General features: G+C 64.8%; 19 protein-coding genes. 3 read left to right on the top strand and 16 right to left on the bottom strand.

All coding sequences use genetic code 11. The annotated features are described in order from the left end of the window. Positions 1–12: 12 nt before the first annotated feature. On the top strand, positions 13–2280 hold the full coding sequence (locus BLT98_RS04490; protein WP_092605550.1) for a carboxy terminal-processing peptidase: 2268 nt from the start codon (positions 13–15) through the stop codon (positions 2278–2280). Between the two features lie 197 nt (positions 2281–2477). Here the strand turns inward: BLT98_RS04490 and BLT98_RS04485 are convergent, their stop codons facing one another. Next, positions 2478–3404 carry a LysR family transcriptional regulator gene (locus BLT98_RS04485; RefSeq protein WP_092605548.1) on the bottom strand — a complete coding sequence of 309 codons (927 nt, stop codon included), beginning with the start codon at positions 3402–3404 and terminating at the stop codon, positions 2478–2480. A gap of 114 nt (positions 3405–3518) precedes the next feature. Here BLT98_RS04485 and BLT98_RS04480 point away from each other — a divergent pair, with 114 nt between their 5' ends. Further along, on the top strand, positions 3519–4733 hold the full coding sequence (locus BLT98_RS04480; RefSeq protein ID WP_092605546.1) for an MFS transporter: 1215 nt from the start codon (positions 3519–3521) through the stop codon (positions 4731–4733). A 163-nt stretch (positions 4734–4896) separates the two neighbouring features. Here BLT98_RS04480 and BLT98_RS04475 read toward each other — a convergent pair whose 3' ends face one another. After that, positions 4897–5580, bottom strand: coding sequence for a pentapeptide repeat-containing protein (locus BLT98_RS04475; protein ID WP_244517383.1), 684 nt, complete (start codon positions 5578–5580; stop codon positions 4897–4899). A 310-nt stretch (positions 5581–5890) separates the two neighbouring features. On the opposite strand from BLT98_RS04475, the gene alaC reads away from it, so the two are divergent. Then, positions 5891–7108: an alanine transaminase gene (alaC, locus tag BLT98_RS04470; RefSeq protein ID WP_034778578.1), complete on the top strand. Its 1218-nt coding sequence runs from the start codon at positions 5891–5893 to the stop codon at positions 7106–7108. 181 nt (positions 7109–7289) lie between these two features. Here alaC and glpK read toward each other — a convergent pair whose 3' ends face one another. The 14 genes from glpK to BLT98_RS04400 form a co-directional block, all read right to left on the bottom strand. After that, positions 7290–8780: a glycerol kinase GlpK gene (glpK, locus tag BLT98_RS04465; protein ID WP_092605542.1), complete on the bottom strand. Its 1491-nt coding sequence runs from the start codon at positions 8778–8780 to the stop codon at positions 7290–7292. After that, on the bottom strand, positions 8777–10336 hold the full coding sequence (glpD, locus tag BLT98_RS04460) for a glycerol-3-phosphate dehydrogenase (protein WP_092605540.1): 1560 nt from the start codon (positions 10334–10336) through the stop codon (positions 8777–8779). The genes glpK and glpD overlap by 4 nt, the downstream gene beginning before the upstream one ends. Before the next feature lie 43 nt (positions 10337–10379). Beyond that, entirely contained in the window at positions 10380–11141 is a 762-nt protein-coding gene (locus BLT98_RS04455; RefSeq protein ID WP_092605538.1) for a TSUP family transporter, read from the bottom strand. A gap of 7 nt (positions 11142–11148) precedes the next feature. Beyond that, positions 11149–13170, bottom strand: coding sequence for an alpha-glucosidase (locus BLT98_RS04450; RefSeq protein ID WP_092606902.1), 2022 nt, complete (start codon positions 13168–13170; stop codon positions 11149–11151). A gap of 81 nt (positions 13171–13251) precedes the next feature. Next, the gene (locus tag BLT98_RS04445) at positions 13252–14652 is read right to left on the bottom strand and encodes a porin (RefSeq protein WP_092605536.1); all 1401 of its coding nucleotides are present in this window, start codon (positions 14650–14652) and stop codon (positions 13252–13254) included. Positions 14653–14717: 65 nt separating this feature from the next. Further along, on the bottom strand, positions 14718–16172 hold the full coding sequence (locus BLT98_RS04440) for an NAD-dependent succinate-semialdehyde dehydrogenase (RefSeq protein ID WP_070281961.1): 1455 nt from the start codon (positions 16170–16172) through the stop codon (positions 14718–14720). Between the two features lie 23 nt (positions 16173–16195). After that, positions 16196–16984 (bottom strand): SDR family NAD(P)-dependent oxidoreductase, encoded by a 789-nt coding sequence (locus BLT98_RS04435; protein ID WP_092605534.1) that lies wholly within the window; start codon positions 16982–16984, stop codon positions 16196–16198. Between the two features lie 27 nt (positions 16985–17011). Beyond that, complete coding sequence (locus BLT98_RS04430) at positions 17012–17920, bottom strand: SMP-30/gluconolactonase/LRE family protein (protein WP_092605532.1); 909 nt, start codon at positions 17918–17920, stop codon at positions 17012–17014. After that, a complete protein-coding gene (locus BLT98_RS04425) occupies positions 17913–18800 on the bottom strand; it encodes an aldose 1-epimerase (RefSeq protein ID WP_092605530.1) in 888 nt (295 codons plus the stop codon). The genes BLT98_RS04430 and BLT98_RS04425 overlap by 8 nt, the downstream gene beginning before the upstream one ends. A 2-nt stretch (positions 18801–18802) precedes the next feature. Then, positions 18803–19633, bottom strand: a complete 831-nt coding sequence (locus tag BLT98_RS04420) for a carbohydrate ABC transporter permease (RefSeq protein ID WP_034755232.1) — start codon at positions 19631–19633, stop codon at positions 18803–18805. Beyond that, a complete protein-coding gene (locus BLT98_RS04415) occupies positions 19630–20544 on the bottom strand; it encodes a carbohydrate ABC transporter permease (protein WP_034755235.1) in 915 nt (304 codons plus the stop codon). Before BLT98_RS04415 ends, BLT98_RS04420 begins: the two co-directional genes overlap by 4 nt. Before the next feature lie 76 nt (positions 20545–20620). Then, positions 20621–21871 (bottom strand): ABC transporter substrate-binding protein, encoded by a 1251-nt coding sequence (locus BLT98_RS04410; RefSeq protein WP_092605528.1) that lies wholly within the window; start codon positions 21869–21871, stop codon positions 20621–20623. Between the two features lie 47 nt (positions 21872–21918). Then, positions 21919–23022: an ABC transporter ATP-binding protein gene (ugpC, locus tag BLT98_RS04405; protein WP_092605526.1), complete on the bottom strand. Its 1104-nt coding sequence runs from the start codon at positions 23020–23022 to the stop codon at positions 21919–21921. 90 nt (positions 23023–23112) lie between these two features. Then, entirely contained in the window at positions 23113–23925 is an 813-nt protein-coding gene (locus BLT98_RS04400; protein WP_092605524.1) for an HpcH/HpaI aldolase family protein, read from the bottom strand.

Genomic DNA, 23925 nt, shown 5'->3' with positions numbered 1-23925 from the left:
TCGGAGAAGCCGATGAAGAAGCAAATGATGCTGGTCACCCTGGTGCTTGCCCTGTCAGCCCATGCTGGCGCAGCCCAGACGGACAAGAGCGCCGCTCCTCCGCTACCCATGAAGCCGCTGGCCCAGCAAACGCAGGCCGCCTTGTGGGCATCGCGCGTATTGACGCGCGTCCATTACAAGGCCATGCCGCTCGACGACGCCATGTCGGAGAAGATCTTCGACCGCTATTTCAAGTCCCTGGACGCGGAAAAGCTGTTTTTCGTGCAGGCCGACATCGACCGTTTCGCGCCCTTGCGCACCAAGCTCGATGACGCCATCATCAATGAAGACCTGACGGCGCCGTTTGCCATCTATAACCTGTACCAGCAGCGTTTCGACGAGCGCATGGCGTATGCGCGTGAATTGCTGAAAACCAAGTTCGACTTTACGGCCGATGAGAGCTACCAGCTCGACCGTGAAAAGGCTGCCTGGCCGAAGAACGACGAGGAAGTGCGGGACCTGTGGCGCAAGCGCGTCAAGAACGACTGGCTGCGCCTGAAACTGGCGGGCAAGGAAGACAAGGCCATCCGCGAGACGCTGGACAAGCGCTATGAGAGCTACACCACCCGTGCGCGCAAGCTCAACAGCGAAGACGTGTTCCAGATCTTCATGAACTCCTACGCCATGTCGATCGAACCGCATACCAATTACCTGGGTCCGCGCGCTTCGGACAACTTCGACATCGCCATGCGGCTGTCGCTCGAAGGCATCGGCGCCGTGCTGCAGACGCGCGATGAGTACACGGTGGTGCGCGAAGTCGTGCCGGGCAGCCCGGCCGGCTTGTCGGGCAAGCTGAAAGTGGGTGACCGCATCGTCGGCGTGGGGCAGGGCGAAAGCGGCCCCATCACCGAAGTGCTGGGCATGCGCATCGACGACGTGGTGCAACTGATCCGCGGCGCCAAGGATTCCGTGGTGCGCCTCGACATCCTGCCGGCCGACGCCGGCCCGGACGCCAAGCACGTGGTCTTGCCGCTGGTGCGCAAGAAAATCAGCATGGAAGAGCAGGCGGCGAAGAAATCGATCATCGAGGTGCGCGAGAACGGCGTCAAGCGCCGCATCGGCGTCATTTCCCTGCCGACGTTCTACCAGGACTTTGAAGCGCGCCGCCGCGGCGACAAGGACTTCAAAAGCGCCACGCGCGACGTCAGCCGCTTGCTGGCCGAGTTGAAGAAAGACAAGGTCGACAACGTCCTGATCGACTTGCGCAACAATGGCGGCGGATCGCTGAATGAAGCCGTCGAACTGACGGGCCTGTTCATCGACAAGGGCCCTGTCGTGATGCAGCGCAATGCCGAAGGCAAGGTCGAGGTGGAAAGCGATACGAATGCCGGCCTGGCCTGGGATGGCCCGATGGGCGTGCTGATCAACCGCGGCTCGGCATCCGCTTCCGAAATTTTCGCCGCCGCCGTGCAGGACTACGGCCGTGGCGTGATCATCGGCGAAGGCAGCTTCGGCAAGGGCACGGTGCAGACCTTGTTCAACCTCGACCGTTTCGGCGGCAGCGAGAAAGCCCGTTTCGGCGAGCTGAAAATGACCATCGCCCAGTTCTTCCGCATCAATGGCGGCACCACGCAGTTGCGCGGCGTCACGCCTGACATCAAGCTGCCAGCCATGTCGGACGCGGAAAACTTCGGCGAATCGAGCTATGACAATGCCCTGCCATGGGTAGCCATCAAGCCGGCGCCCTACATGCCGACGGGCGACCTGAAGGACATCGTGCCCCTGCTGGACAAGAAGCATGATGCGCGCGTGGCCAAGGACAAGGATTTCCAGTATTTGCTCGATGACATCGCCCTCGTCGTCAAGCAGCGCAAGGAAAACCAGATTTCGCTCAATGAAACCGTGCGTCGCAAGGAGCGCGATGCCCAGGAAGCGCGCGCCAAGGCCCGTGAAAAACGCCTGATCGCGCAGATTTCGAATCCTGCCGACGACCTGGTGGTCATTCCCGATCCGAAAGACGTGCTGAAGGGCGCGAAAGCGGCCAACAAGACGGCCAAGCAGATTGCCGCCGTGAAAGGCGCCTTGCGCACCGACGACGGCTTGCAGGGCGACGAGCGGGCCCTGAGCGCCGAACTGGACGCTGAAACGGCCGCGAAGAGCGCCAAGGACGTGCTGCTGAACGAAGCGGCGCGCATCCTGGCCGACGAAGTGGCGCTGATCAAGGCCGATACCCGTCTGGCGTCCAAGGTCTTGCCGTATGGCGCGGATACCAAGGCAACACCGGTGACGGCGGCGAAGTAAGGCTTTTCACGCAGTAAAAAACCGGTTCCTTGCGGAGCCGGTTTTTTTTCGCCATCAGTTATCTGTCTGGTGTATTTCTATCATTCCAACAATCAATTGGATTGATATGCCGCGATGCAGCATAATTCACTTGTCTCCTCTATTCTCCTCCAAGAAAATAGATTCAGCCCGCTCTTTGTAGCGGGCTTTTTTTTGTCTCAGATTTTGTGCGTGGGCAGTTGCACGTCGGGCTGGGCAGCCAGCAGGGCCGTGATCCAGCTGGCAAACGCCTGCAGCTTGGGCGTGGCCAATCGGCCTTGCGGCGTCAACAGGGACATGGGCATCGGCGTCGGCGAACAGCCGGGCAGCACGGCCACCAGGGCGCCGCTGTCGAGATGCGCGCGCACCTGGTACACGGCCGCCTGCGCCAGGCCCAGCCCTTGCAGGGCGCAGTCGACGCTGGCGTCCGCGTCGTTGACGGCGATGGGGCCGGCCATCTGTACGCGCACGACCTCCTTGCCTTGAAGAAAATCCCAATCGAAGGCGCGCCCCGTGCGGCCCGAGTAATGCATGATGCCCCGGTGCGCGGCCAGGTCGGCCAGGGTGTGCGGCGTGCCGTGCCGCGCCAGGTAAGCAGGGGACGCGCAGGTGACGAAGCGCATCAGGCCGACCTGCTTGCCGATGAAGGCGGAATCTTGCAAGGTACCCACGCGCAAGGCGCAATCGATGCCTTCCTGCGTCAGGTCGACCAGGCGGTCTGTCAGGCTCAGCTGCAATTGCACGTCTGGCCAGGCGGCGTGGAATTGCGCGATATGGGGAATGATCAGGCGCCGGCCCACCGTATTGGGCAGGTTGATGCGCAGCAAACCGCGCGGTTTTTTCGCGTCAGGGCCACGGAAGGCCAGTTCCGCCGTGTCGACGGCTTTCAGGATATCGAGGCAATGGTGAAAGTACTCGGCCCCTTCCGGCGTGAGGGACAAACGGCGCGTGGTGCGCTGCAGCAATTGCGTGCCCAGGTAGGCTTCCAGCTTTTGCAGGGTGGCCGTCAGCGCGGCGCGCGGCAAATTCAGTGTCTCGGCTGCCTTGGAAAAGCTGTTGGCTTCGACGATGCGCACGAAGGTCTGCATGGCCTTGATCTTGTCCATGGGATAGCTTTCATTGTTCATATTATGTGAAAAGTGTAGGGCGATTATGCCCTAACTATCTTTGCCCCGGCTTTGCATAAAATAGCGACATCCCTATCGAACCGAGGAAACAACATGAACAAGGCCTCACCTTCCGCTCCCCACGACATTGCGCCCGCCATGGTGCTGCTGCTGGCCATCGCTTCCGGCCTGATCGTCGCCAATCTGTATTACGCACAAACCCTCGTCGGGCCGATCAGCGCTTCGACTGGCCTGTCGGCCAAGGCGGCCGGGCTGATCGTTACCCTGACGCAAGTGGGCTATACCCTGGGCCTGCTGTTTGTCGTGCCCCTGGGCGACTTGCTGGAAAACCGCCGCCTGATCATCACTGCCTTGCTGGTGACGGCCACGGCCCTGGTCGTGGCGGCCCTCTCCACGGGCGCCATCGTGTTTCTCGCTGCCGCGCTGGCCATCGGCCTCGGTTCCGTGGCGGCGCAAGTGATCGTGCCGTTTGCCGCCCACCTGTCGCAGGAAGCGACGCGTGGGCAGACGGTGGGCAAGGTGGTCAGCGGCTTGTTGCTGGGCATTATGCTGGCCCGTCCCGTGGCCTCGCTGGTGGCGGCCCATGCCAGCTGGCATGTGGTGTTTGGCGGCGCCGCCGTGCTGATGGTGCTGCTGGCGCTCGTGCTGCGCCGCGCCTTGCCCGTGCGCCAGCCCGTGTCGAACATGCGCTATCCGGCCTTGATGGCGTCCTTGTGGCATTTGCTGCTGGGCACGCCCGTGCTGCGCCGCCGCGCCGCCTATCACGCTGGCCTGTTTGGCGCCTTCAGCCTGTTCTGGACCGTCACGCCGCTGGTGCTGTCCAGCCCCGCGTTCGGCATGTCGCAAACGGGTATCGCCATCTTTGCCCTGGTGGGCATGGCTGGCGCCGTTGCCTCGCCCATCGCCGGCCGTCTGGCCGATGCGGGCCACACCTTGCCGGCCACGGCCGCTGCGCTGGCGCTGGGCATCGTCGCCTTTGCCTTGCCGATGCTGGCGCCGGAGTCAAAACATGTGGCGCTGGGGCTGCTGGTCGTCGCTTCCATCGTGCTCGACATGGGCGTGGCGGCCAACCTGGTGCTGGGACAGCGCGCCATCTTCAGCCTGGGCGCGGAAGTGCGGGGTCGCCTGAACGGCCTGTATTTCGCGCTGTTCTTTGCCGGTGGCGCGGCCGGCTCGGCCATCGGTGCCTGGGTGTACGCCAGCTATGGCTGGCAAGCGACCTTGCTGACAGGCATGGCGTTTCCGGGCCTGGCCCTGCTGGTGTGGCTGGGAGAATTTCTGCCGCAAGCCACACGCCGCACGGCGTGAAACCCTGATGGCGCCTCATTATCACTGACAGGTATTTCTATCATCATGAAGATAAAGTGGCGTGATATGCCGCGATGCCGCAAGATGCACTTGTCTCCTCTATCTCCTCCAAGGAAATAGATTCAGCCCGCTCCCGCAGCGGGCTTTTTTTTGCCTGTTCAGATCAAATCACCACCAGATCGAGCGCGCGCATGAAGTTCGCCGCCTGCGCATGCGTGATGACGGCGCCCTTCAGCAGCGCCGCTTCGTTCAATTTGAAACCGTCGATATCGGCGCCGCGCAAGTCCGCGCCCTGGAACTTCGCCAGCTTGATGGTGGCGTTGCGCAGGCTGCCGCCTTCGAAGACGGCGTCGCGGAAATCGCAGCCGGCCAGGTAGGCGTCGGAAAAATCCAGCTGTTTGAGTATCGCCTTGCGGAACGAAAAGCCGCGTAAATCGGCGCCCACCAGCAGGCTGTCTTCGAAGGTGAGGCCCAGGTGGGCCACTTCCTCGAACGAGGCGCCCGTCAGCTTGCAGCCGCGGTAGGTGGCCGAGGCGAGCTTGGCGCGCCGCCATTTCGTGTTGTTCAGGTCGCAGCCTTCGAAGCTGGCGTCGACGGCGTCGACGGATTCGAAATCGGCGCTGCCCGCGCGGCAGCGGCGCCAGGTGCTGCGCGCCAGCTTGCTGGCGAACAAGTTGGTGTCGGCAAAGGTGCAGCGCTCGAAGGTGCAGCCTTGCAAATCGAGGCGCGACAAGTCTTCGCCGTCGAACGCGCAATCGATGAAGTGGCGCACGGGCAGGGCCAGTTGCTGCTCGATGCCGGTCCGGTCCAGGGTCAAGCCAGTTACTGCGGTGTCGTGTGTTGCCATCCGTCTCATTCCTAAAATAGAAAGCAGGGGAGGGATGGCGCGGCGGAAAGATGCACGAACCAGAACACCTCCCCGGCTGGTGTAACAGCCAAGGGTCAGCGCCGTGGGTCCGCGTGGGCGGGAGCATGCTGGACGGGGCCAGGCACTTACCGGGTTACCAACCGGTGCGCTCATTTTCGATCAGCGCGTATTGTAGCGCGTCCGAATCGCCCTTGCCAGTTTGCGCAAGCTCGGGTTAGTATCGTTGCAGGTGCAGCCACTGCGCCAACGTCGCTCGGACGGATCCGGGCGCTTACGTACAGAGATAACCATGACCGACAGCCAAGCTCCGCGCAGCTTTTCGCGCATCAATCGCCTTCCCCCCTACGTTTTCAATATCACCGCCGAACTCAAGATGGCCGCGCGCCGCCGTGGCGAGGACATCATCGACATGTCGATGGGCAATCCCGATGGCGCCACGCCGGCCCACATCGTGGACAAGCTGGTCGAGACGGTGAAACGCCCCGACACGCACGGCTATTCCGCATCAAAAGGTATTCCCCGTTTGCGCCGCGCCATTGCACACTGGTACAAGAAGCGCTACGAGGTCGACATCGACCCGGACAGCGAAGCCATCGTCACCATCGGCTCGAAAGAGGGCCTGGCGCACCTGATGCTGGCGACGCTCGACCGTGGCGACACGGTGCTGGTGCCCAATCCCAGCTATCCGATCCACATCTGGGGCGCCGTCATCGCGGGCGCCGACATCCGCTCCGTGCGCATGGGGCCGGGCGTGGATTTTTTTGCCGAGCTGGAACGGGCGATCCGCGAAAGCTACCCGAAGCCGAAGATGATGGTGTTGGGCTTCCCGTCCAACCCGACGGCGCAATGCGTGGAGCTGGAATTCTTTGAACGGGTCGTCGCGCTGGCGAAACAGCACAATATTCTGGTGGTGCATGACCTGGCGTATGCCGACATCACTTTCGATGGCTGGAAGGCGCCGTCCATCATGCAGGTGCCCGGCGCGCGCGACGTGGCCGTGGAATTTTTCACCATGTCGAAAAGCTACAACATGGCGGGCTGGCGCATCGGTTTCATGGTGGGCAATGCGGAACTGGTGGCGGCTTTGGCGCGCATCAAGAGCTACCACGACTATGGCAGTTTCACGCCCGTGCAGGTGGCGGCGATTGCCGCGCTGGAAGGCGACCAGAGCTGCGTGACGGAAATCTGCGCCCAGTACCAGCGCCGCCGCGACGTGCTGGTGAAAGGCTTGCATGAAGCGGGCTGGATGGTGGAAAAACCGAAGGCCTCGATGTATATCTGGGCGCATATCCCGCAAGCGTACCGCCACCTGGGATCGCTGGAGTTCGCCAAGCTGCTGCTGCAAAAAGCCAAGGTCAGCGTGTCGCCCGGCATCGGCTTCGGCGAATACGGCGACGAATACGTGCGCTTCGCCCTGATCGAAAACGAGGCGAGGGTACGGCAAGCGTTGCGAGGCATCAAGAATATGTTGCGTTCTGGCGACGGGAAAACGGAAGCGGCAGCATAAAAGTTGCCGCATGGAATTCTTCGTTGCCCTTAATATCACCGTTGCGTATTTCTGACATCACGAATATAAAGTGGTTTTATATGCTGCAACGCGGCATCATTCATCTGTCTCCTCTATCTTCCTCCAAGGAAATAGATTCAGCCCGCTCCCGCAGCGGGCTTTTTTTTGCCTGTTATATTGGCTATCCCTCCCCATTTCCCGCAAACCGCCGTACCGCCACCTCCCACTGCTGCATCAGACTGGCTGCCTGGTCGCGGCCGATGGTGGGCAAAAACGTCCTGTCGGCGCGCCAGTGCGACGCCAGCTCTTCCACGCCACGGTACTGGCCGATGGCCAGGCCCGCCAGATAGGCCGCGCCCAGGGCGGTCGTTTCAATCACTTGCGGGCGCACCACGGGGATGCCCAGCAGGTCGGCCTGGAATTGCAGCAGCAGGTTGTTGGCGCAGGCGCCGCCGTCCACGCGCAGCTCGGTGATGGGCGCTTGCGCGTCGCGCGTCATGGCATCCAGCAGGGCGGCGCTCTGGAAGGCGATCGCTTCGAGCGCCGCGCGGGCGATGTGGCCCACCGTGCTGCCCCGGCTCAGGCCCAGGATGGCGCCCTTGGCCGATGGCACCCAGTACGGCGCACCCAGGCCTGTAAACGAGGGCACGAAGACCACGCCGCCCGAATCGGGCACGGAGGCGGCCAGGCCTTCCGCTTCGCCCGCGTGGCCGATGGCGCCCAGGCCGTCACGCAGCCACTGCACCACGGCGCCGCCGATGAAGACGCTGCCTTCGAGCGCATACGCGGGCTGCGTGCCCACCTGGCAGGCGGCCGTGCTGATCAAGCCATGCTGCGATTGCGCGCACTGCTCGCCCGTGTTGAGCAGCAAGAAGCAGCCCGTGCCATAGGTATTCTTGGCCATGCCCGGCGTGAAACAGGTCTGGCCGAACAGCGCCGCCTGCTGGTCGCCCGCGATGCCGCCGATGATGACGGGGCTGCCCAGCACTTGCGCATCCGTTTCGCCATATACGTGGCTCGATGGATGGACGGACGGCAGCAGGCTGGCGGGAATGCCCAGCCAGTCGAGCAGCTGGGCATCCCAGCAGCCTTCATGCAGGTTCCACAGCATGGTGCGCGAAGCGTTGGTGACGTCGCTCACGTGCAGGCGGCCGCCCGTCATCTTCCATGCCAGCCATGTGTCGATGGTGCCGAAGGCCAGTTCGCCGCGCATGGCCCGCGCGCGGGCGCCTGGCACGGCGTCGAGTATCCAGCGCAGCTTGGTGCCGGAAAAATACGGGTCGAGCACCAGGCCCGTTTTCGCGTGGATGGCGCCGGCCAGGCCCCGCGCGCGCAAGTCCTCGCACAGCGCTTCCGTGCGGCGGTCTTGCCAGACGATGGCGTTGTAGACGGGTTCGCCCGTGGCGCGGTCCCACACCACCGTCGTCTCGCGCTGGTTGGTGATGCCCAGCGCGCCGAGGGCATCTGCCTTCAGGCCTGTCTTGGTCAGTACTTCGCGGCAGGTCGCCAGTTGGCTGTGCCAGATTTCCATCGGGTCGTGTTCGATCCAGCCCGGTTGCGGGAAGAGCTGGCGAAATTCGCGCTGCGCCACGGCGACGATGGCGCCCATTTCATCGAACACCATGCTGCGCGAACTGGACGTGCCCTGGTCGAGGGCCAGCAAATACGTCATGCCGCCACCTCTTGCGCCAGATGGGCCGTCAGCCACTGCTGCAGGCGGGCCACGTCGGCCGGCGCGCAGCGCAAACCCAGTTTACTGCGCCGCCACAGGATGTCGTCGCTGCTTCTGGCCCATTCCACTTCGATCAGATAGCACGCCTCGGCCTCGTACAGGCCGGGCGCCAGCTGCGCGCCCAGGTCGGCCATCGAAGCGGCGCCCGTCAGCAGGCGCGTGGCGCGGCTGCCGTACGCGCGCGCATAGCGGCGCGCCAGCGCGGGCGGCAGCCAGGCGTGGTCGCGCTGGAAGCGGGCGAGGAAACCGTCGAAATCATGGCTGTCCACGAGTCGATTCTCCTGCTGCAGGTCGCCGCCGGGCAGGGGCGCTTGCGCCGTCCACGCCGGGGCGCCATTCTCCAGCAGGGGCGCAAGCAAGCCCAATGCTTCCTCGGCCAGCTTGCGGTAGGTAGTGATCTTGCCGCCCCAGATATTGAGCAGGGGCGCGCCCGTCGCCGCGTCGCCGCGCGCCACTTCCAGCAGGTAGTCGCGCGTGACAGCCGACGCGTTCTGCGCGCTGTCGTCGAGCAGGGGGCGCACGCCCGAATACGTCCACACGACGTCGGCGGGGCCGATCTCGCGCTTGAAATAGCGGTTCGCCGCCTGGCACAGGTAATCGATCTCCGCCTGGCTGATCTTCACCTGGCTGACTTCGCCTTTGTATTCCTCGTCCGTGGTGCCGATCAGGGTAAAGTCGTCCTGGTAGGGAATGGCGAAGATGATGCGCTGGTCCGGGTTCTGGAAGATATAGGCGTTCGGATGCTCGAACAGGCGCGGCACGATGATGTGGCTGCCCTTGATCAGGCGCAGTCCCTGCGTCTTGCCGCCGCCGGCCGCACCGGCAAATTGCGCCGTCCACGGTCCCGCCGCGTTGACGATGGCGCGTGCACGCAAGGTCTTGCGCTGGCCATCCTCGGCTTGCAGGGTGGCGTGCCAGGTGCCGCCATCGCGGCGCGCATCGATGCAGGCCGTGCGCGTGAGGATGTGCGCGCCGTGCTCCTGCGCGTCGAGCGCGTTGAGCACCACCAGGCGCGCATCGTCGACCCAGCCGTCGGAATACACGAAGCCCTTGCGGTAGCCGGCCTTCAGCGGAGCGCCCGCCGCGTGCTTGTCCAGCGCGATGCCTTGCGAGGCGGGCAGAAAGGCCCGCTTGGCCAGGTGGTCGTACAGGAACAGGCCCGCGCGTATCATCCAGGCGGGGCGCTGGGCGGCGTCGTGCGGCATGACGAAGCGCATCGGCCACATGATGTGCGGCGCGGCGCGCAGCAGCACTTCGCGTTCCTGCAGCGCCTTGCGCACCAGCTTGAATTCATAGTATTCGAGGTAGCGCAGGCCGCCGTGTATCAGCTTGGTGGATGCGGACGAGGTGTGCTGCGCCAGGTCGTGCTGTTCGCACAGCACCACGCGCAAGCCGCGGCCGGCCGCGTCGCGCGCGATGCCGGCGCCATTGATGCCGCCGCCGACGACCAGCAGGTCGCAGTCGGCGGGCAGGGAGGAAAAGCGGGAAGCGGACATGGAAGGTTCGTCTTGTAAAAGTAAAAGGAAAAAAGGCGCCGCCTCAGGCAAGCAGCGACAGCACGGGCGGCAGCACCAGGGCCAGGCCGGCGACCAGCAGCAGCACGAAGACGGCGCGGCGCACGTGCTCGATGGGCAGGCGCGAAGGGTGGCGGCGCGCCAGCCAGGTCAGCCCCGTCACCAGCGGCAAGGCCTCGAGGGTCAGCCACAGGGCCGTCATGCTGAACTCGCCATGCGCCAGCACGAGGGCCAGGCGCAGCACGGCATTCGCGGCGAACAGCACGATCAGCGAATGGCGGATCATGTCGGCCGGCCATGGCTGGCGGTACAGGTGGTACACCATGGGCGGGCCGGCGCTGGCGAACAGGCCGCCCATCACGCCGGACACGCCGCCGAAGAACAGGAAGGCGGGCAGGCCGGATTGCCGCGCACGCGCGCTGGCGCGCAGCACCAGCATGCACGCGCAGACGACGATGGCGCAACCGAGCAGGAAGCGCAGCAGGGTCACTTGCTGCGCGCTGAACCAGCCCAGCAGGGCCACGCCCGCGCCCACGCCCAGCTGGCTGACGGCCAGGGCAGGGCCGAATACGGGCCAGGCCAGCTGCGGGCGCGTGCGGCCAAACGTGATGGCGGCATTCACCAGCACCAGCACGCTGACCACGTTGGCGACATCGCCCAGGCTGGCCAGGTGCAGCACGGCCGTCAGGCCCAGCAGGATCAGGCCGAAGGCAAAGCCCGTCAAGTTCTGCGCGTAACTGGCCAGCGCCACGCAGGCCAGGAACAGCAGATGCGACGCCACGCTCATGCCAGGCTCATTTCGCCAGCGACAGGAAGAAGTCCTGCTGCGCGCAGTCGCGCCGCACGAACACAGGCGGCTGGCCCAAAGGCGCATCGACTTCCACGCGCTGGCCGCCTTCGAAGGCGGCGCCGCTCCACAGGTGGATCCAGGCGTCGCCCTGCGGCAGGTAGGCGCTCCAGCGCGCAGCACCCGCCGCATGCACGGGCGCCACCAGCAGGTCGGGGCCGAACAGGTACTGGTCCTGGATGGCGTAGGTGGCGCGGTCGTGCTCATAGTGCAGGAACAGGGGGCGTTGCAGCGGCAGGCCGCGCGCCACGGCATCCTCGGCCAGGGCGCGGATGGTCGGCGCCAGCGCCACGTGCAGCCGCGTCATGCGGGCGAAGTGGCGGAACACCTGTTCATCCTGGTAGAACTGGAAGTTTTCGTCGGGACGGTTGCCTTCGTGCGTGCGCATCATCGACGTGAATACGGCCATCTCCGTCCAGCGCTGGAACAGTTCCGCCGTGCGCAGGTTGCCGAACAGGCTCGTGTAGCCGCCGATATCGCTGTGGTGGTAGGCGTTGCCCAGGAGGCCGGACGACAGGGCGCCGCAGATCACCGTCTGCAAACCATCGTGGCGGCTGAAGTCGACCGACTGGTCGCCCGCCCACAGCAGCGGGCAGTGCGCCTGCACGCCCGTATAGCCGGCGCGCATGAAGAAGGTGGCGTCGCCCGTCTTGCCGGCTGCTTCGATGGCGCGCGCATTGACTTCGGCCCACAGGGTCGGCCAGGCGTTGTGCATCAGGCGCGCATCGACGCCATTGTGCAGGCGCAGGTCGATCGGCAGGTATTCGCCGAAATCGGCCATCCAGCCGGACAGGCCGAAGTCGAGCATTTCCTGGCGCAGGATGCGTTCCTCGAACCACTGCGCGGCGGCCGGGTTGGTGAAGTCGACGACGCCGCAATCGAATTCGCCGAAGTCGACCAGGTAGGCGCCGCCGTCCATGGCCGTGGCCAGAAAGCCCTGCCGCAGCGCTTCCTGGTACAGGGTGCCGTCGTTGCACAAATACGGATTGACGTAGCCGAGGAAGCGGATGTCCTGTCTGGCCAGGTCGGCGATCCAGTTTTTCAGGTCCGGATAGCGCTGCGGCTGCCAGCGCCAGTCCCAGAACAGGCGCTTGCCGAACGAGGTCTGGCGCAAGCCCACCCAGTCTTCGCACCACAGGGCGCTGACGGGCAAGCCGTGCTCCTGCGCCTGCGCGAGGATGGCGCGCGCGTGATCTTCGCCGCCTTTCAGGCCCAGCATGGCGCCATTTTGCAGCCAGGCGGGCAGCTGTGGCTGGCGGCCGAAGCGCTGCGAGACGACGCCGACCAGGTCGACGAAGGTCTCGGCCAGCATGAATTCCAGGCGCTCGGGCATGGCCCAGAATTGCAGCTCGTGGAAATCCGGCTGGCGGAAATCGAAGTCCGCATACGCCGTCGTCTCCGCATGCAGGCAATAGCGCTGCGAGGAGATAAAGCTCGGCTGCGGATAATTCGTGTGATAGTAGTCGCCGCCCGACTTGGACGTCACGTCCGCCTGCCACGTCAGGTGCGTCGACTTGTCGCGGCCCACGCCCGGCTCCGACGTCCACAGGGGGAAATGGCGGCCGCGCAGGTCGAAGTACGACATCTGCTCGCCGCAGCCCCAGACATGCTCGTCCTGTTCCGCGGGCAGGCGCAGCCACAGCCGGTTCCAGCCCGGCGCCGCGTAGCGCACCACCAGGTGCACGCCATGCGGCTGTGATTGGACGGCCAGCACCAGTTGCGGAGAATCGCCCGCATGGCGCGCAAAGCTCAGGGTGGCGCCGTCGCCGTCCTGTGTGACGGCCAGCGCGCGCAGGGCGCTGCGCTCCTCGACGTAATCCTCGATGGCGAAGTTACCGCGGTACATTTCCATGCTTTCGCGGCCCTGGCCGACGAACACGCATGGGGCAGCGGCGCCGTGGCGCAGCAACAAGCGGCCGGCGCAGCGCAGGGCGACGCTGTCATTTTCCTGGTGTAGTGTGTACTGCATGACGATCAACTCCTGTGAAAACCGGCCGCCCGCATGGTGGCGTGGGGCGGGCCGGCGGTGCATCAACAAATAAGCACTAAATTAAAAGACGAGGAACATGCCGGCGGTCAGCTCGACGGGGCTGTAGCCGAAGTAGTTATTGTCCCCCCGGAACTGCAATACGCCCAGCTTGGCATGGCTGTTGTTGGCGATGCGCGTGGCATACGCGTAGAACGACAGGGTCGGCTGGAAGTTGTACAGGTAGCCCAGCGAGTAGGCTGTCGACGTGGGCTTGCCTACGCCATCGCCCGTGTTGGTGCCGAACGCGCCTTTGGCGTTGGCGCCGTCATAGCTGATGTGCGCCAGGCTGCCCTCGATGCGGTGCTTGCCGAGGTCATACGCGCCCGAGACGCCGAAGGCGTCGGCCGCATAGCCGCCCGCGTTCGACACGCGGTAGGAGGTGTAGGAGCCACCCAAGGTAAAATCGTGCCACTTGTAGCGCGCGCCAACGATGTCCGTGACCTGGTTGCGCTTGAGGAAGTTCGGCGTGCCCCCCGTGCTGATGTCGTTGCTCTGCTGGTAATCCATGTGCGCATAGCCGAGGAACAGGTCGCCCTTTTTGTACAGCACGTTGGCGGCCCAGCTGCGGCCATCGTTTTCCAGGTCGGTGGCGGAAGACGCCTGCTGGCCGGCCGAATACGACACTTCCGCCGAGATGTTGTTCCAGGTGGGGCTGCGGTAGCGCAGCGCATTGCCGTAGAACAAGGCCGTGCCCGAGTTGTTGCCGGCTAAACTCGTCGTCTTGCTGGCGTTGCCCGTGACGGGATCCTTCAGGTAGCGGCCCAGGGATTCGGGACGCGTGAGCGAGAACAGGGCGCTGAAGTCGTTGGCGCCGTAATTGTGCGCCGAGGCCAGGTCGGCGCCCAGCGAGACCCAGAACGGCGCCATGTACATGGTGCCGCCTTCGATCGAACCCCAGGTGGTCGAGGCAAAGCCGACGGTGGAACCGCGGTTGAACAGCACGGACGAGGTGGTGTTGTTTTGCGTGCCGCCGCCCGCATTGCCGTTGAACAGGTTCAAGCCCGTCTCGACGCCGAAGATGGCCTTGTATTCATCGCTGAAGACCCAGGCGCCCGTGAGGCCCAGGCGGCTGGCCATCTCGCCCTGGTTCAGGCGGTGGTTGGTCAGCTGGCGCCCGCTGGCATCCTTGCCGCGCGAAACTGTATAGCCGATGTCGCCACGGCCGTACAGTTTCCAGTTGAAGCCGGTGACCGGTTTCACGGGCGCCGCTGCCGGTGCGGCAGCCATCGTTGCTGCTGGCGCTGCTGGTGCTGGCTGGGCCGCTTTCGCTTCCATCTGCGCCACCCGGTCCTGCAACTGCGCCAGCATGGCCTTCATGTCGCTCAGTTCGTCGGCGCGCGCGTTAGCGCTAACAAATGGTGCCGAGAGAAGCACGCCGGTGATGGCCGCGGCCAATGTGGTTTTGCGTAAAGTCGTTTGCATGATCTTGTCTCCTGTGTTTTTTATGAGTATGGTTGCTGATCCCTGCCTTGCCTACCTTGAAATAATCAAATCCCTCCCATGCACAAATATTTGATATCGAGAAAGTCGTCCATGCCGTAATGCGAGCCTTCGCGGCCCATGCCCGAATGCTTGACGCCGCCGAACGGCGCCATTTCATTGGCGATCATGCCCGTGTTGATGCCGACCATGCCCACTTCCAGTTCTTCCGCCACGCGCCAGACTCTGCCCAGGTCGCGGCTGTAGAAATAGCCGGCCAGGCCGAACTGCGTGGCGTTGGCCATGGCGACGACTTCCTCTTCGCTGCCGAAGCGGAACAGGGGCGCCAGCGGGGCGAAGGTTTCCTCGGTGGCGACCAGCATGTCGCTGTTCGCTTCCAGCACCACGCTGGGCTCGAAAAAGCTGCCGCCCAGCGCGTGGCGCTTGCCGCCGATGGCCAGCTTGCCGCCCTTGGCCAGCGCGTCGGCGATGTGCTGTTCGATCTTGCGCACGGCGTTTTCATCGATCAGCGGGCCTTGCGTGACGCCTGCTTCGGTGCCGGCCCCCAGTTTCAGCTCGGCCACCTTGGCCACCAGGCGGGCGGCGAAGTCGTCGTAGATGCTGTCCTGCACGTAGATGCGGTTGGCGCAGACGCAGGTCTGGCCGCTGTTGCGGTATTTCGACATCAGCACGCCTTCGACGGCCGCGTCGATATCGGCATCCTCGAAGACGATGAAGGGCGCGTTGCCGCCCAGTTCCAGCGACAGCTTCTTGATCGTGCCGGCCGCCTCGCGCGACAGCCAGGCGCCCACTTCTGTCGATCCCGTAAACGTGATCTTGCGCACCAGGTCGTTATGGCACAGTTCCGTGCCGATGGCTTGCGCCGCGCCGGTCACCACATTGAACACGCCGGGCGGCACGCCGGCGCGCAGCGCCAGTTCGGCCAGCGCCAGGGCCGACAGCGGCGTTTGCGACGCCGGTTTCAGGACCATGCTGCAGCCGGCGGCCAGGGCAGGGCCGGCCTTGCGCGTGATCATGCCGTTCGGGAAATTCCACGGCGTGATGGCCGCGCACACGCCGATCGGCTGCTTGATGACGACGATGCGCTTGTCGTTCGACGGCGGCGCGATCACGTCGCCATACGCGCGCTTGCCTTCCTCGGCAAACCATTCCAGGTAGGCCGCGTTCGAGACGATCTCGCCCTTGGCTTCCGCCAGCGACTTGCCCTGTTCAGTAGTCAATATCAGCGCCAGGTCGTCCGCGTGCTGCAGGATCAGCGCATGCCAGGCGCGCAGCACCGTGGCGCGCGCCTTGACGGTCTGCTTGCGCCACAGCCGGAAGGCCGCATGCGAGGCGGCGATGGCGCGCCGCGTCTCGGCGGCGCCCATGCGCGGCACGGTGGCGATCACGGCGCCGGTAGCCGGGTTGGTGACATCGATGGTGGCGCCGTCATCGGCGTCGCACCAGGCGCCGTCGATCAGGCATTGCTGTTTCAACAGGCTTGCGTCTTGCAGGTTCAACATGAGGGTTCTCCTTGAATGGGGGCTTAGCCAGCTACAGATACTTGCGCGAGGCCGGCATCGACGATGATGTTCTGGCCCGTGATGCCGTCCGAATCGTCGGCCGCCAGGAACAGGGCCGTGCGCGCCACGTGGCCCGCGTCAAGCCGGTATTTCAGGCATTGCAGTTCGATGAAACGGCGGTCTTCTTCCGGGTCGCGCCACAGCGCGGCCTGGCGGTCCGTGGCGATGGCGCCCGGCGCGATGGCGTTGACGCGGATATTCTGCTCGCCCAGCTCGCGCGCCAGGGTGCGCGACAGGCCCGCGATACCCGCCTTGGAGGTGGTGTAGCCGACCAGGTTGGGGCGCCCGCGCATCCACGAGATCGAGCCCAGGTTGATGATGGAACCGCCGCCGGCGGCCGCCATGCCGGGCGCCACCTGCTGGATGGCGAACACGTGGTGTTTCAAGTTCAGCGCCAGGCAGTTGTCCCAGTATTCGGGCGTCAGTTCGGCCAGGCTGTGGCGGTCGTCGCGGCCCGCGTTATTGAGCAGCACGCGGATGGCGCCGAAGCGCGCCTCGACGTCGGCCAGGCTGGCCTGGTAGGCGGCGATGTCGCGGATGTCGCTGTAGACAAAATAGGGCGCGTGCCGGCACAGGGGCGCCAGACGCGCGGCCAGGGCGGCGCTGGCGTCGCCATCGATGTCGCAAAAAGCCACTTGCGCGCCTTGCAGGGCGAAGTGTTCGACCAGCGCAGCGCCGATGCCGGAGCCACCGCCGGAAACGAAGACCACGCGGTCCTGCAGGCTGGGGTAGAGAGTGATGTTGGCGTTCATGCTGTCCTCAGGGTGAAGATCCGGATATCAATCCCGGTAAAGGGGTTCGGGGCGGCCGGCCACGTCCAGGCGCACGGCAAAGAGGCCGCCGGCCTGCGGCTGGCGCGCCAGTTCGTCGTCGCTTGCGCCTTCGCGCGCGCTGGTGATGTACATGGTGCGCAGGTCGGCGCCGCCAAAGGCGATCATGGTGGGGAGCGTGACGGGCACGCGCACGATGCCGATGATCTCTCCCTGCGGCGAAAAGCGCAGCACCCGGCCGCCTTCGTATTGCGCGCTCCAGTAGCAGCCTTCGGCATCGAGCGCCGCGCCATCGGGGCGGCCGCCGTAGACGGCGTCCTCTCCCTTGGCGGGCAGGCGGGCAAACACCTTGCGTTCGCCCACCTGGCCGCTGGCCGCGTCAAAGGCGTAACGGTAGATCACGTGGTTCGGCGTGTCGGACTGGAACAGCGACTGGCCATCGGCCGCGAAGGCGAGGCCATTGCTGACTTTCACGCCAAGATCCTGCTGCGGCCCCCAGCCCAGGCGCGTGGCGCCCCTTTCCAGGCAAAACATGGCAGCCAGTTCCGCCGTGCGCGGTTCGTACATGGCGCCGGCCCAGAAACGCCCGGCGCTGTCGCAGCGGCCATCGTTGAAACGCATATCGCGGCTGTCGTAGGGGGCGTCGGCCAGCTTGTCGAGCAAGCCTTCCTGCGGATAGAAGCGGTAGAAACCGTCGCGCAGGGCCGCCACCAGGCCGCCCTTTTCAGCCAGGGCGATGCAGCCCGGCTCGCACGGCACCCACCAGACGCGGTCGAGGCTTGTGGCCGGATCGTAGCGGTGCAGGCGGCGCCCGGCGATATCGATCCAGTACAAACACTGCTCGGCCACGCTCCACAGCGGGCATTCGCCCAGCTGGGCGCGCGCGTCGAGCACGAGTTCGGCTTGCCATTCACGCATGCTGGCTCTCCTCGATGGCCAGGCGCATGGCGATGTGCAGACTCTCGCCGGGCGCCAGCAAGCGCATGCCCGTGTCACGCGAGCCGCGCGCGGCCAGCGCAAACGCGTTATTCGCGTGCGTGACGGGTTCGATGGCGATGAAGCTGCGCTCGTCGTTGGGTGCGAAGCACACGAGGTGGCGGCAATTCTCGCTGGCCGACAGTTGCACGCTGTAGTCGCCGTAATCGAGGCTGGCGCGGCCCGTCCAGCCGCTGTAGCAATGGTCGCTGCGCCAGCCGGCCAGCGGCTGCGGCGTGGCGAATGGCGACGCTTGCGCCACGGGCGCGAGGCCGGCCGGCAAGTGGTCATCGCCCATGCTCCACACGCCATCCCATTGCGCCTGCAGGCGCAGGCCGGGCGCCAGCGGAAAGTAGGGGTGAAAACCCAGGCCGGCGGGCATGGCGCGCGTATCGTCATTGCGCACGGATAAAGTCAGGCGCAGGCCGGCGGCGTCGAGCAGCACGGTTTGCCGCGCTTCGCAGGCGAATGGCCAGTCGGCGTCGCCGCCGTGCACCAGCAGCAGTTCGGCGCTGTCGTCCGCACGCGCCGCAACGTGCCAGGCGCGCTGCCAGCCGAAGCCGTGGATGCTGTGCGGCTCGGGCGGGAAGTTGGCGCGCAGCGCATGCGCCTGTTCCTGCGCCTGCAGCACGGCGTTGCCGATGCGGTTCGAATACGGCACCAAAGGGTAGCAGGCCATCTGCCGCACGTCGGCAGCGGCTGGCGCGGCGCGCAGGATGTCGCGCCCGCGCCAGCGGAAAGCCGCCAGCGCGCCACCCGTGGCCGGGTGGACGTCGGCGCGGCAGTCGCCGTGCGCCAGGGTGAAGGGAGACTGGTGGTCCATTCTCAGCCCTTCAAGCCGCCCGAGGTCAGGCCGCTGACGACCTTTTCCTGGAAGATCACGATCAGCACGACGATGGGCACGATGGCCACCACCAGTGCCGCCGAAATGATCGGCCACGGGAAGGCGAACTCGCCCTGGTACAGCTGGATGCCGACGGGCAGGGTGCGGTAAGCCACGGCCGAATTCATCGACAGCGCCAGCAGGAACTCGTCCCAGGAATTCACAAACGCGAGGATGGCGGCCGTCGCCACGCCAGGCGCGGCCAGCGGCAGCACGATGCGCCACAGGGCGCTCAACCGGGTGCAGCCGTCGAGCATGGCCGCGTTCTCGATGTCGCGCGGGATATCCTGGAAAAAGCTCACCATCATCAGGGTGCAGATGGGCAGGTTCAGCACCGTGTACGGCAGCACCAGCGCCCAGTAGGAGTTCAGCAAGCCCAGGCTGCGCATGATCTCGAACAATGGCACCATCAGCGTCACCAGCGGGAACATCGACACGCCGATGATGGCAGTGAGGATCAGGCCGCGGAAGCGCAGGCGCAAGCGGGCAATCGCATACGCGGCCAGCGCGCTGATGAACAGGCTGAGCAGGGTCGACAGGCCGGCCACGATCAGGCTGTTCGTCAGGAACGTCAGCAGCGGCTGGTCCTGGAAGGCGGAGATGAAATTGCCGATGGTCGGTTCGTGCGGCCAGTAGGTGATCGGCTTTTGCGTCAGTTCGCTCTCGGTTTTCAGTGAGGTAAACAGGATCCACAGGGCGGGGAAGACGCCGTTGAGGATGACGATCGCGGCGGCGAACCAGCGCAGGCGCTTCGATGAAAACAGGCCGCTCATTCTTTGTCTCCTCTTACATATTTCAGATACACAAACGTGGTGGCCATCGACAGCAGGAACATGAAGACCGCCAGGGTCGAGCCGTAGCCCACGTCGAGGTAGTCGACGGTATTGGATTGGATGTACATGGCCAGGGTCTTGGTTTCGTCGCCAGGGCCAGGCATGTTGTACGGAATATCGAAGGACTGGATGGCCGTCAGGGTGCGGAAGATCAGCGCCACCAGCATCGACGGCACCAGCAGGGGCAAGGTCACTTCCGTGAATTGCTTCCATTTGCTGGCGCCGTCCACTTCGGCCGCTTCATACAGCGAGGCGGGGATGGTCTGCAGGCCGGCCAGCAAAATGAGCGCCATGAACGACGAGGTTTTCCAGATGGTCGTGATGCAGATGGCGGCCATGGTCAGCGCGGGCGAATTGAACCAGATTTGCGGTTCCCAGCCCAGGCCGGGGATCAAGAGGTCGATGCGGCGGATGATGTCGTTCACCAGGCCGTATTCGCTGTGGAAGAACCAGGCGAAGATCAGGCCGACGAAGGCCAGCGGCAAGGCCCACGGCAGCAGCAGCGCCAGGCGCACGGGCCAGCGGTATTTGAACGGCATGTTGGCCAGCATGGCCAGGCCCAGGCCCGCCACCAGCGCGCCCGGCACGGTGACGACGGTGATGATGACGGTGTTTTTCAAGGACTTCCAGAACAGGCTGTCTTCCAGCGCCATCTTGTAGTTGTCCAGGCCCACGAAACTGGGCAGGCTGCCGCCGGACAGGCGGATGTCGAAAAAGCTGTTGTAGATCAGTTTGCTGACCGGGTAGGCCACGATCAGCAGTAAAAAGAGAATCGCCGGCGTCAGCAGGACCCAGGCCAGCGTTGTTTCGCTGGGGTCCGTGATGCGGCTTTTCAGGGTGCGTTGCCTCATGATTTCCTCGTCTGTTGCGGTGTGCGTATGCGTGTGCCGCCCGCGCCGCCGTCGTGGCGGCACGGGTTCGGTCTCCTTAGCGCAGGATGCGCTTGACCCGGTTTTCGATCTCGGCCACGCCCGCCGCCGGCGTTTTCACGCCCGCCATCACGGCATTCGTGTTGACGCGCACGGCTTCGGACACTTCGCTGTAGCGCGGCGTGACGGGACGCGAACGGGCGCTTTGCACCACCGGCAAGGCATCGGCGAACCAGCCATTGACGGCCAGCACTTCCTTGTCCTGGTAGACGGACGGGTAGACGGGCAGGTTGGACGCCTTGATGGCCAGCTGCTTTGACACTTCCGGGCTCGACAGCCAACGCACCAGCTTGGCCGATGCTTCCTTGTTTTTCGAGAATGAAGACACGGCCCACTGCCAGCCGCCGATGCACGAGGCCGGTTTGCCGCCCGCCATGGCCGGCAGGCTGACGACGCCGACTTTATCTTTCACGCTGCTGTCGGCGCCATCCTGGAAGTGATTCCAGGCATAGCCCCAGTTGACGGCAAACAACACATTGCCGGCCTGGAATTCCTTGCGCGTATCGTCGGTGGCCACTTCGGCGATATTCTTTTTCGCCACGCCCTGGTCGACCAGCTTGCGCCACATGGCCAGGCCCGCTTCCGCCTTGGGCTTGTCCAGGGTCAGCTTGCCATTGGTGACCAGTTCGCCGCCCTGGCTCCAGTACGGCAACAGGAAGGTGCAGACGGCGCCTTCGATGGCCTTGCCCTGGAAGCTGATGCCTTGCAGTTCCGGATTCTTTTCGCCGGCCTGGATGGTGCGTGCCACGCTGGCCAGTTCATCCCAGGTTTTCGGCGCCGCCAGCTTGTACTTCGCCAGCAAGTCCTTGCGGTAGTAGAGGAACATGGCGTCGGCAAAGGCGGGCAGGGCCACGACCTTGTTGTCGACCATATTGGCTTGCTTGTAGGCGGGCAAGTACTGGCCCATGATCTTGTCGCGGTCGGCGCCCAGGTATTTGTCCAGGCTTTCGATCCAGCCGGCCGACGCGTACTGGGCCGGGCGGATGATGTCGATCAGGAATACGTCCAGGGTGGTGTCGCCGGCCGACAGCACCGTGTTCAGGTATTTCTGCTGCAGTTCGGACGTGGCGCCGCCCGTTTCCAGGTTGATCTTGACGCCGGGATTGGCGGCCATGAACTTGGCGAACAGTTCGCGCATGACTTCGGGGCGCTCCTGGCCGCCGACGAACACCTTGACGGTTTGCGCGTGCGCGCCGGTAGCGAGGACGAAGGTGGCGCCGAGCGCCAGGACGAGGGATTTGATACGCATGATGTTGTCTCCTGTTTTTTGGAATGGGTATGCCGGTCGTTCGCGGCTTATCGGGAGGGCAGTACCGCGCCCCCTTGCGGATCGAACAGATGGAATTTCTCCATGTCCAGCTGTACCGAGACTTGCTGTCCCGGCGCCAGGGCAAACGTAGGCGGCAGGCGCGCCGTCAATTCGCCCCCTTCGCACTGGAAGATGACCAGGGTTTCCGCGCCCAGCGGTTCGACCACCACGACTGTCGCGGCCAGGGCGGCGCTGGCGGGACTGGCCGCTTCCAGCGTGATGTCTTCCGGGCGGATGCCGAATTCCACCGCGCGGCCGTCGAGCTTGCCGCACGCGGCCTGGCGCTCCGGCGGCAGGGCCAGGCGGGCCGCGCCCAGCACGATCTCGGCCTGGCCGGCGCCGTTGCGCGCCACCTTGGCGCCGAGGAAGTTCATCGGCGGCGAACCCGTGAAACCGGCGACGAATTTCGATACGGGTTCGTTGTAGATCTGGTCCGGCGTGCCGACCTGCATGATGTTGCCGCCGGACAGCACGACGATGCGCTCGGCCAGGGTCATCGCCTCGACCTGGTCATGCGTGACGTAAATGGTGGTGGCGCCGATGCGCTGGTGCAGTTTCTTGATTTCCGTGCGCATTTCCGAGCGCAGCAGGGCGTCCAGGTTCGACAGCGGTTCATCGAACAGGAACAGCTTGGCCTGGCGCACGATGGCGCGGCCCATGGCCACGCGCTGGCGCTGGCCGCCGGACAGGGCGCGCGGCTTGCGGTTGAGCAAATGGTCGATTTTCAGGATGGTGGCGGCGGCGCGCACGCGCTGCTCGATTTCCGCCTTCGGGAACTTGCGCAGCTTCAAGCCAAAGCCCAGGTTGTCGAACACGGACTTGTGCGGATACAGCGCATAGTCCTGGAACACCATGGCGATGTCGCGCTCGCGTGGCGGCAAGTCGTTGACGACCTGTCCCTCGATGGAGATGGTGCCGCCCGTGATCGATTCCAGGCCCGCCACCATGCGCATCAGTGTTGATTTTCCGCAACCCGAAGGGCCCACGAAGACGACGAATTCGCCTTGCTTGATTTCCAGGTCGATGCCATGAATGACTTCGACGCCGTTGTCGTACTTCTTGACGACCTTTTCCAGTTTTACACCTGACATGCTTGTCTCCAAAAGATGCGAATGACGCGTCTGAGCGCGCGTTATGTGCGTTACAACAGTGCGTTGCAACAGTGCGTTGCAACAGAACAATTAGTAGGCGCCCGTGTCGAGGGCTTTCGCCAGCGACGGTTTCAGGGCCGTGATAAAGGCATTGGCCTGGCGCATCATCATGCCCATGTCCGAAGCGATGGCCACGTAGTCATAGCCGTAACTGATGAAAGTGTGCACCATTTCCGGCGAGGGGCCGACAATGCCGATGGGTTTGCCGATGGCGCGCGCGCGGCGGGCCGCATCGGCAATGGCCGCCTGCACGTCCGGGTGGCCGATGTTGCCGATGTGGCCCATGGCGGCCGACAGGTCGCCGGGGCCGACAAACAGGGCGTCGACGCCATCGACGGCGGCGATTTCTTCCAGCTGCGCCAGCGCGGCCGGGGTTTCCAGCTGGATAATCGAGAAGACGGCGGCGTTGGCGCGCGTGGCGTAGTCGGGCACGGTGCCATAGCGGCTGGCGCGGTGCATGGCGGCAAAACCGCGCGTGCCGGGTACGGCCTGGCCCGGTTGCGGATAGCGGGTGGCGGCCACGGCGCTGCGCGCTTCGGCCACGTTTTCCACGAAGGGGAACATCAGGGTTTGCGCGCCGATGTCGAGCGCGCGCTTGATCTGCACCAGGTCGTTCCAGGCCAGGCGCACGACGGGGCAGGCCGGCGTGCCGCCGACTGCCTGCAGGATCTGGTAGGCGTCCTGGTAGTCGATGGGCACGTGTTCCATGTCCAGCACCAGCCAGTCGAAGCCGGCGCAGCCCATGGCTTCGGCCGTCACGGGCGTGCCGGCCATCAGCCAGCTGCCCAGCGGTACTGCTTTGTCCGCCAGCAAGGCGCGGAAACGGTTGTCCAGGATATCCAT

This window comes from Janthinobacterium sp. YR213, assembly GCF_900099875.1.
Lineage (GTDB): Bacteria > Pseudomonadota > Gammaproteobacteria > Burkholderiales > Burkholderiaceae_D > Janthinobacterium > Janthinobacterium lividum.
The sequence above is the reverse complement of the archived record's forward strand: the minus strand, read 5'-3'. Positions and strand labels throughout refer to the sequence as shown.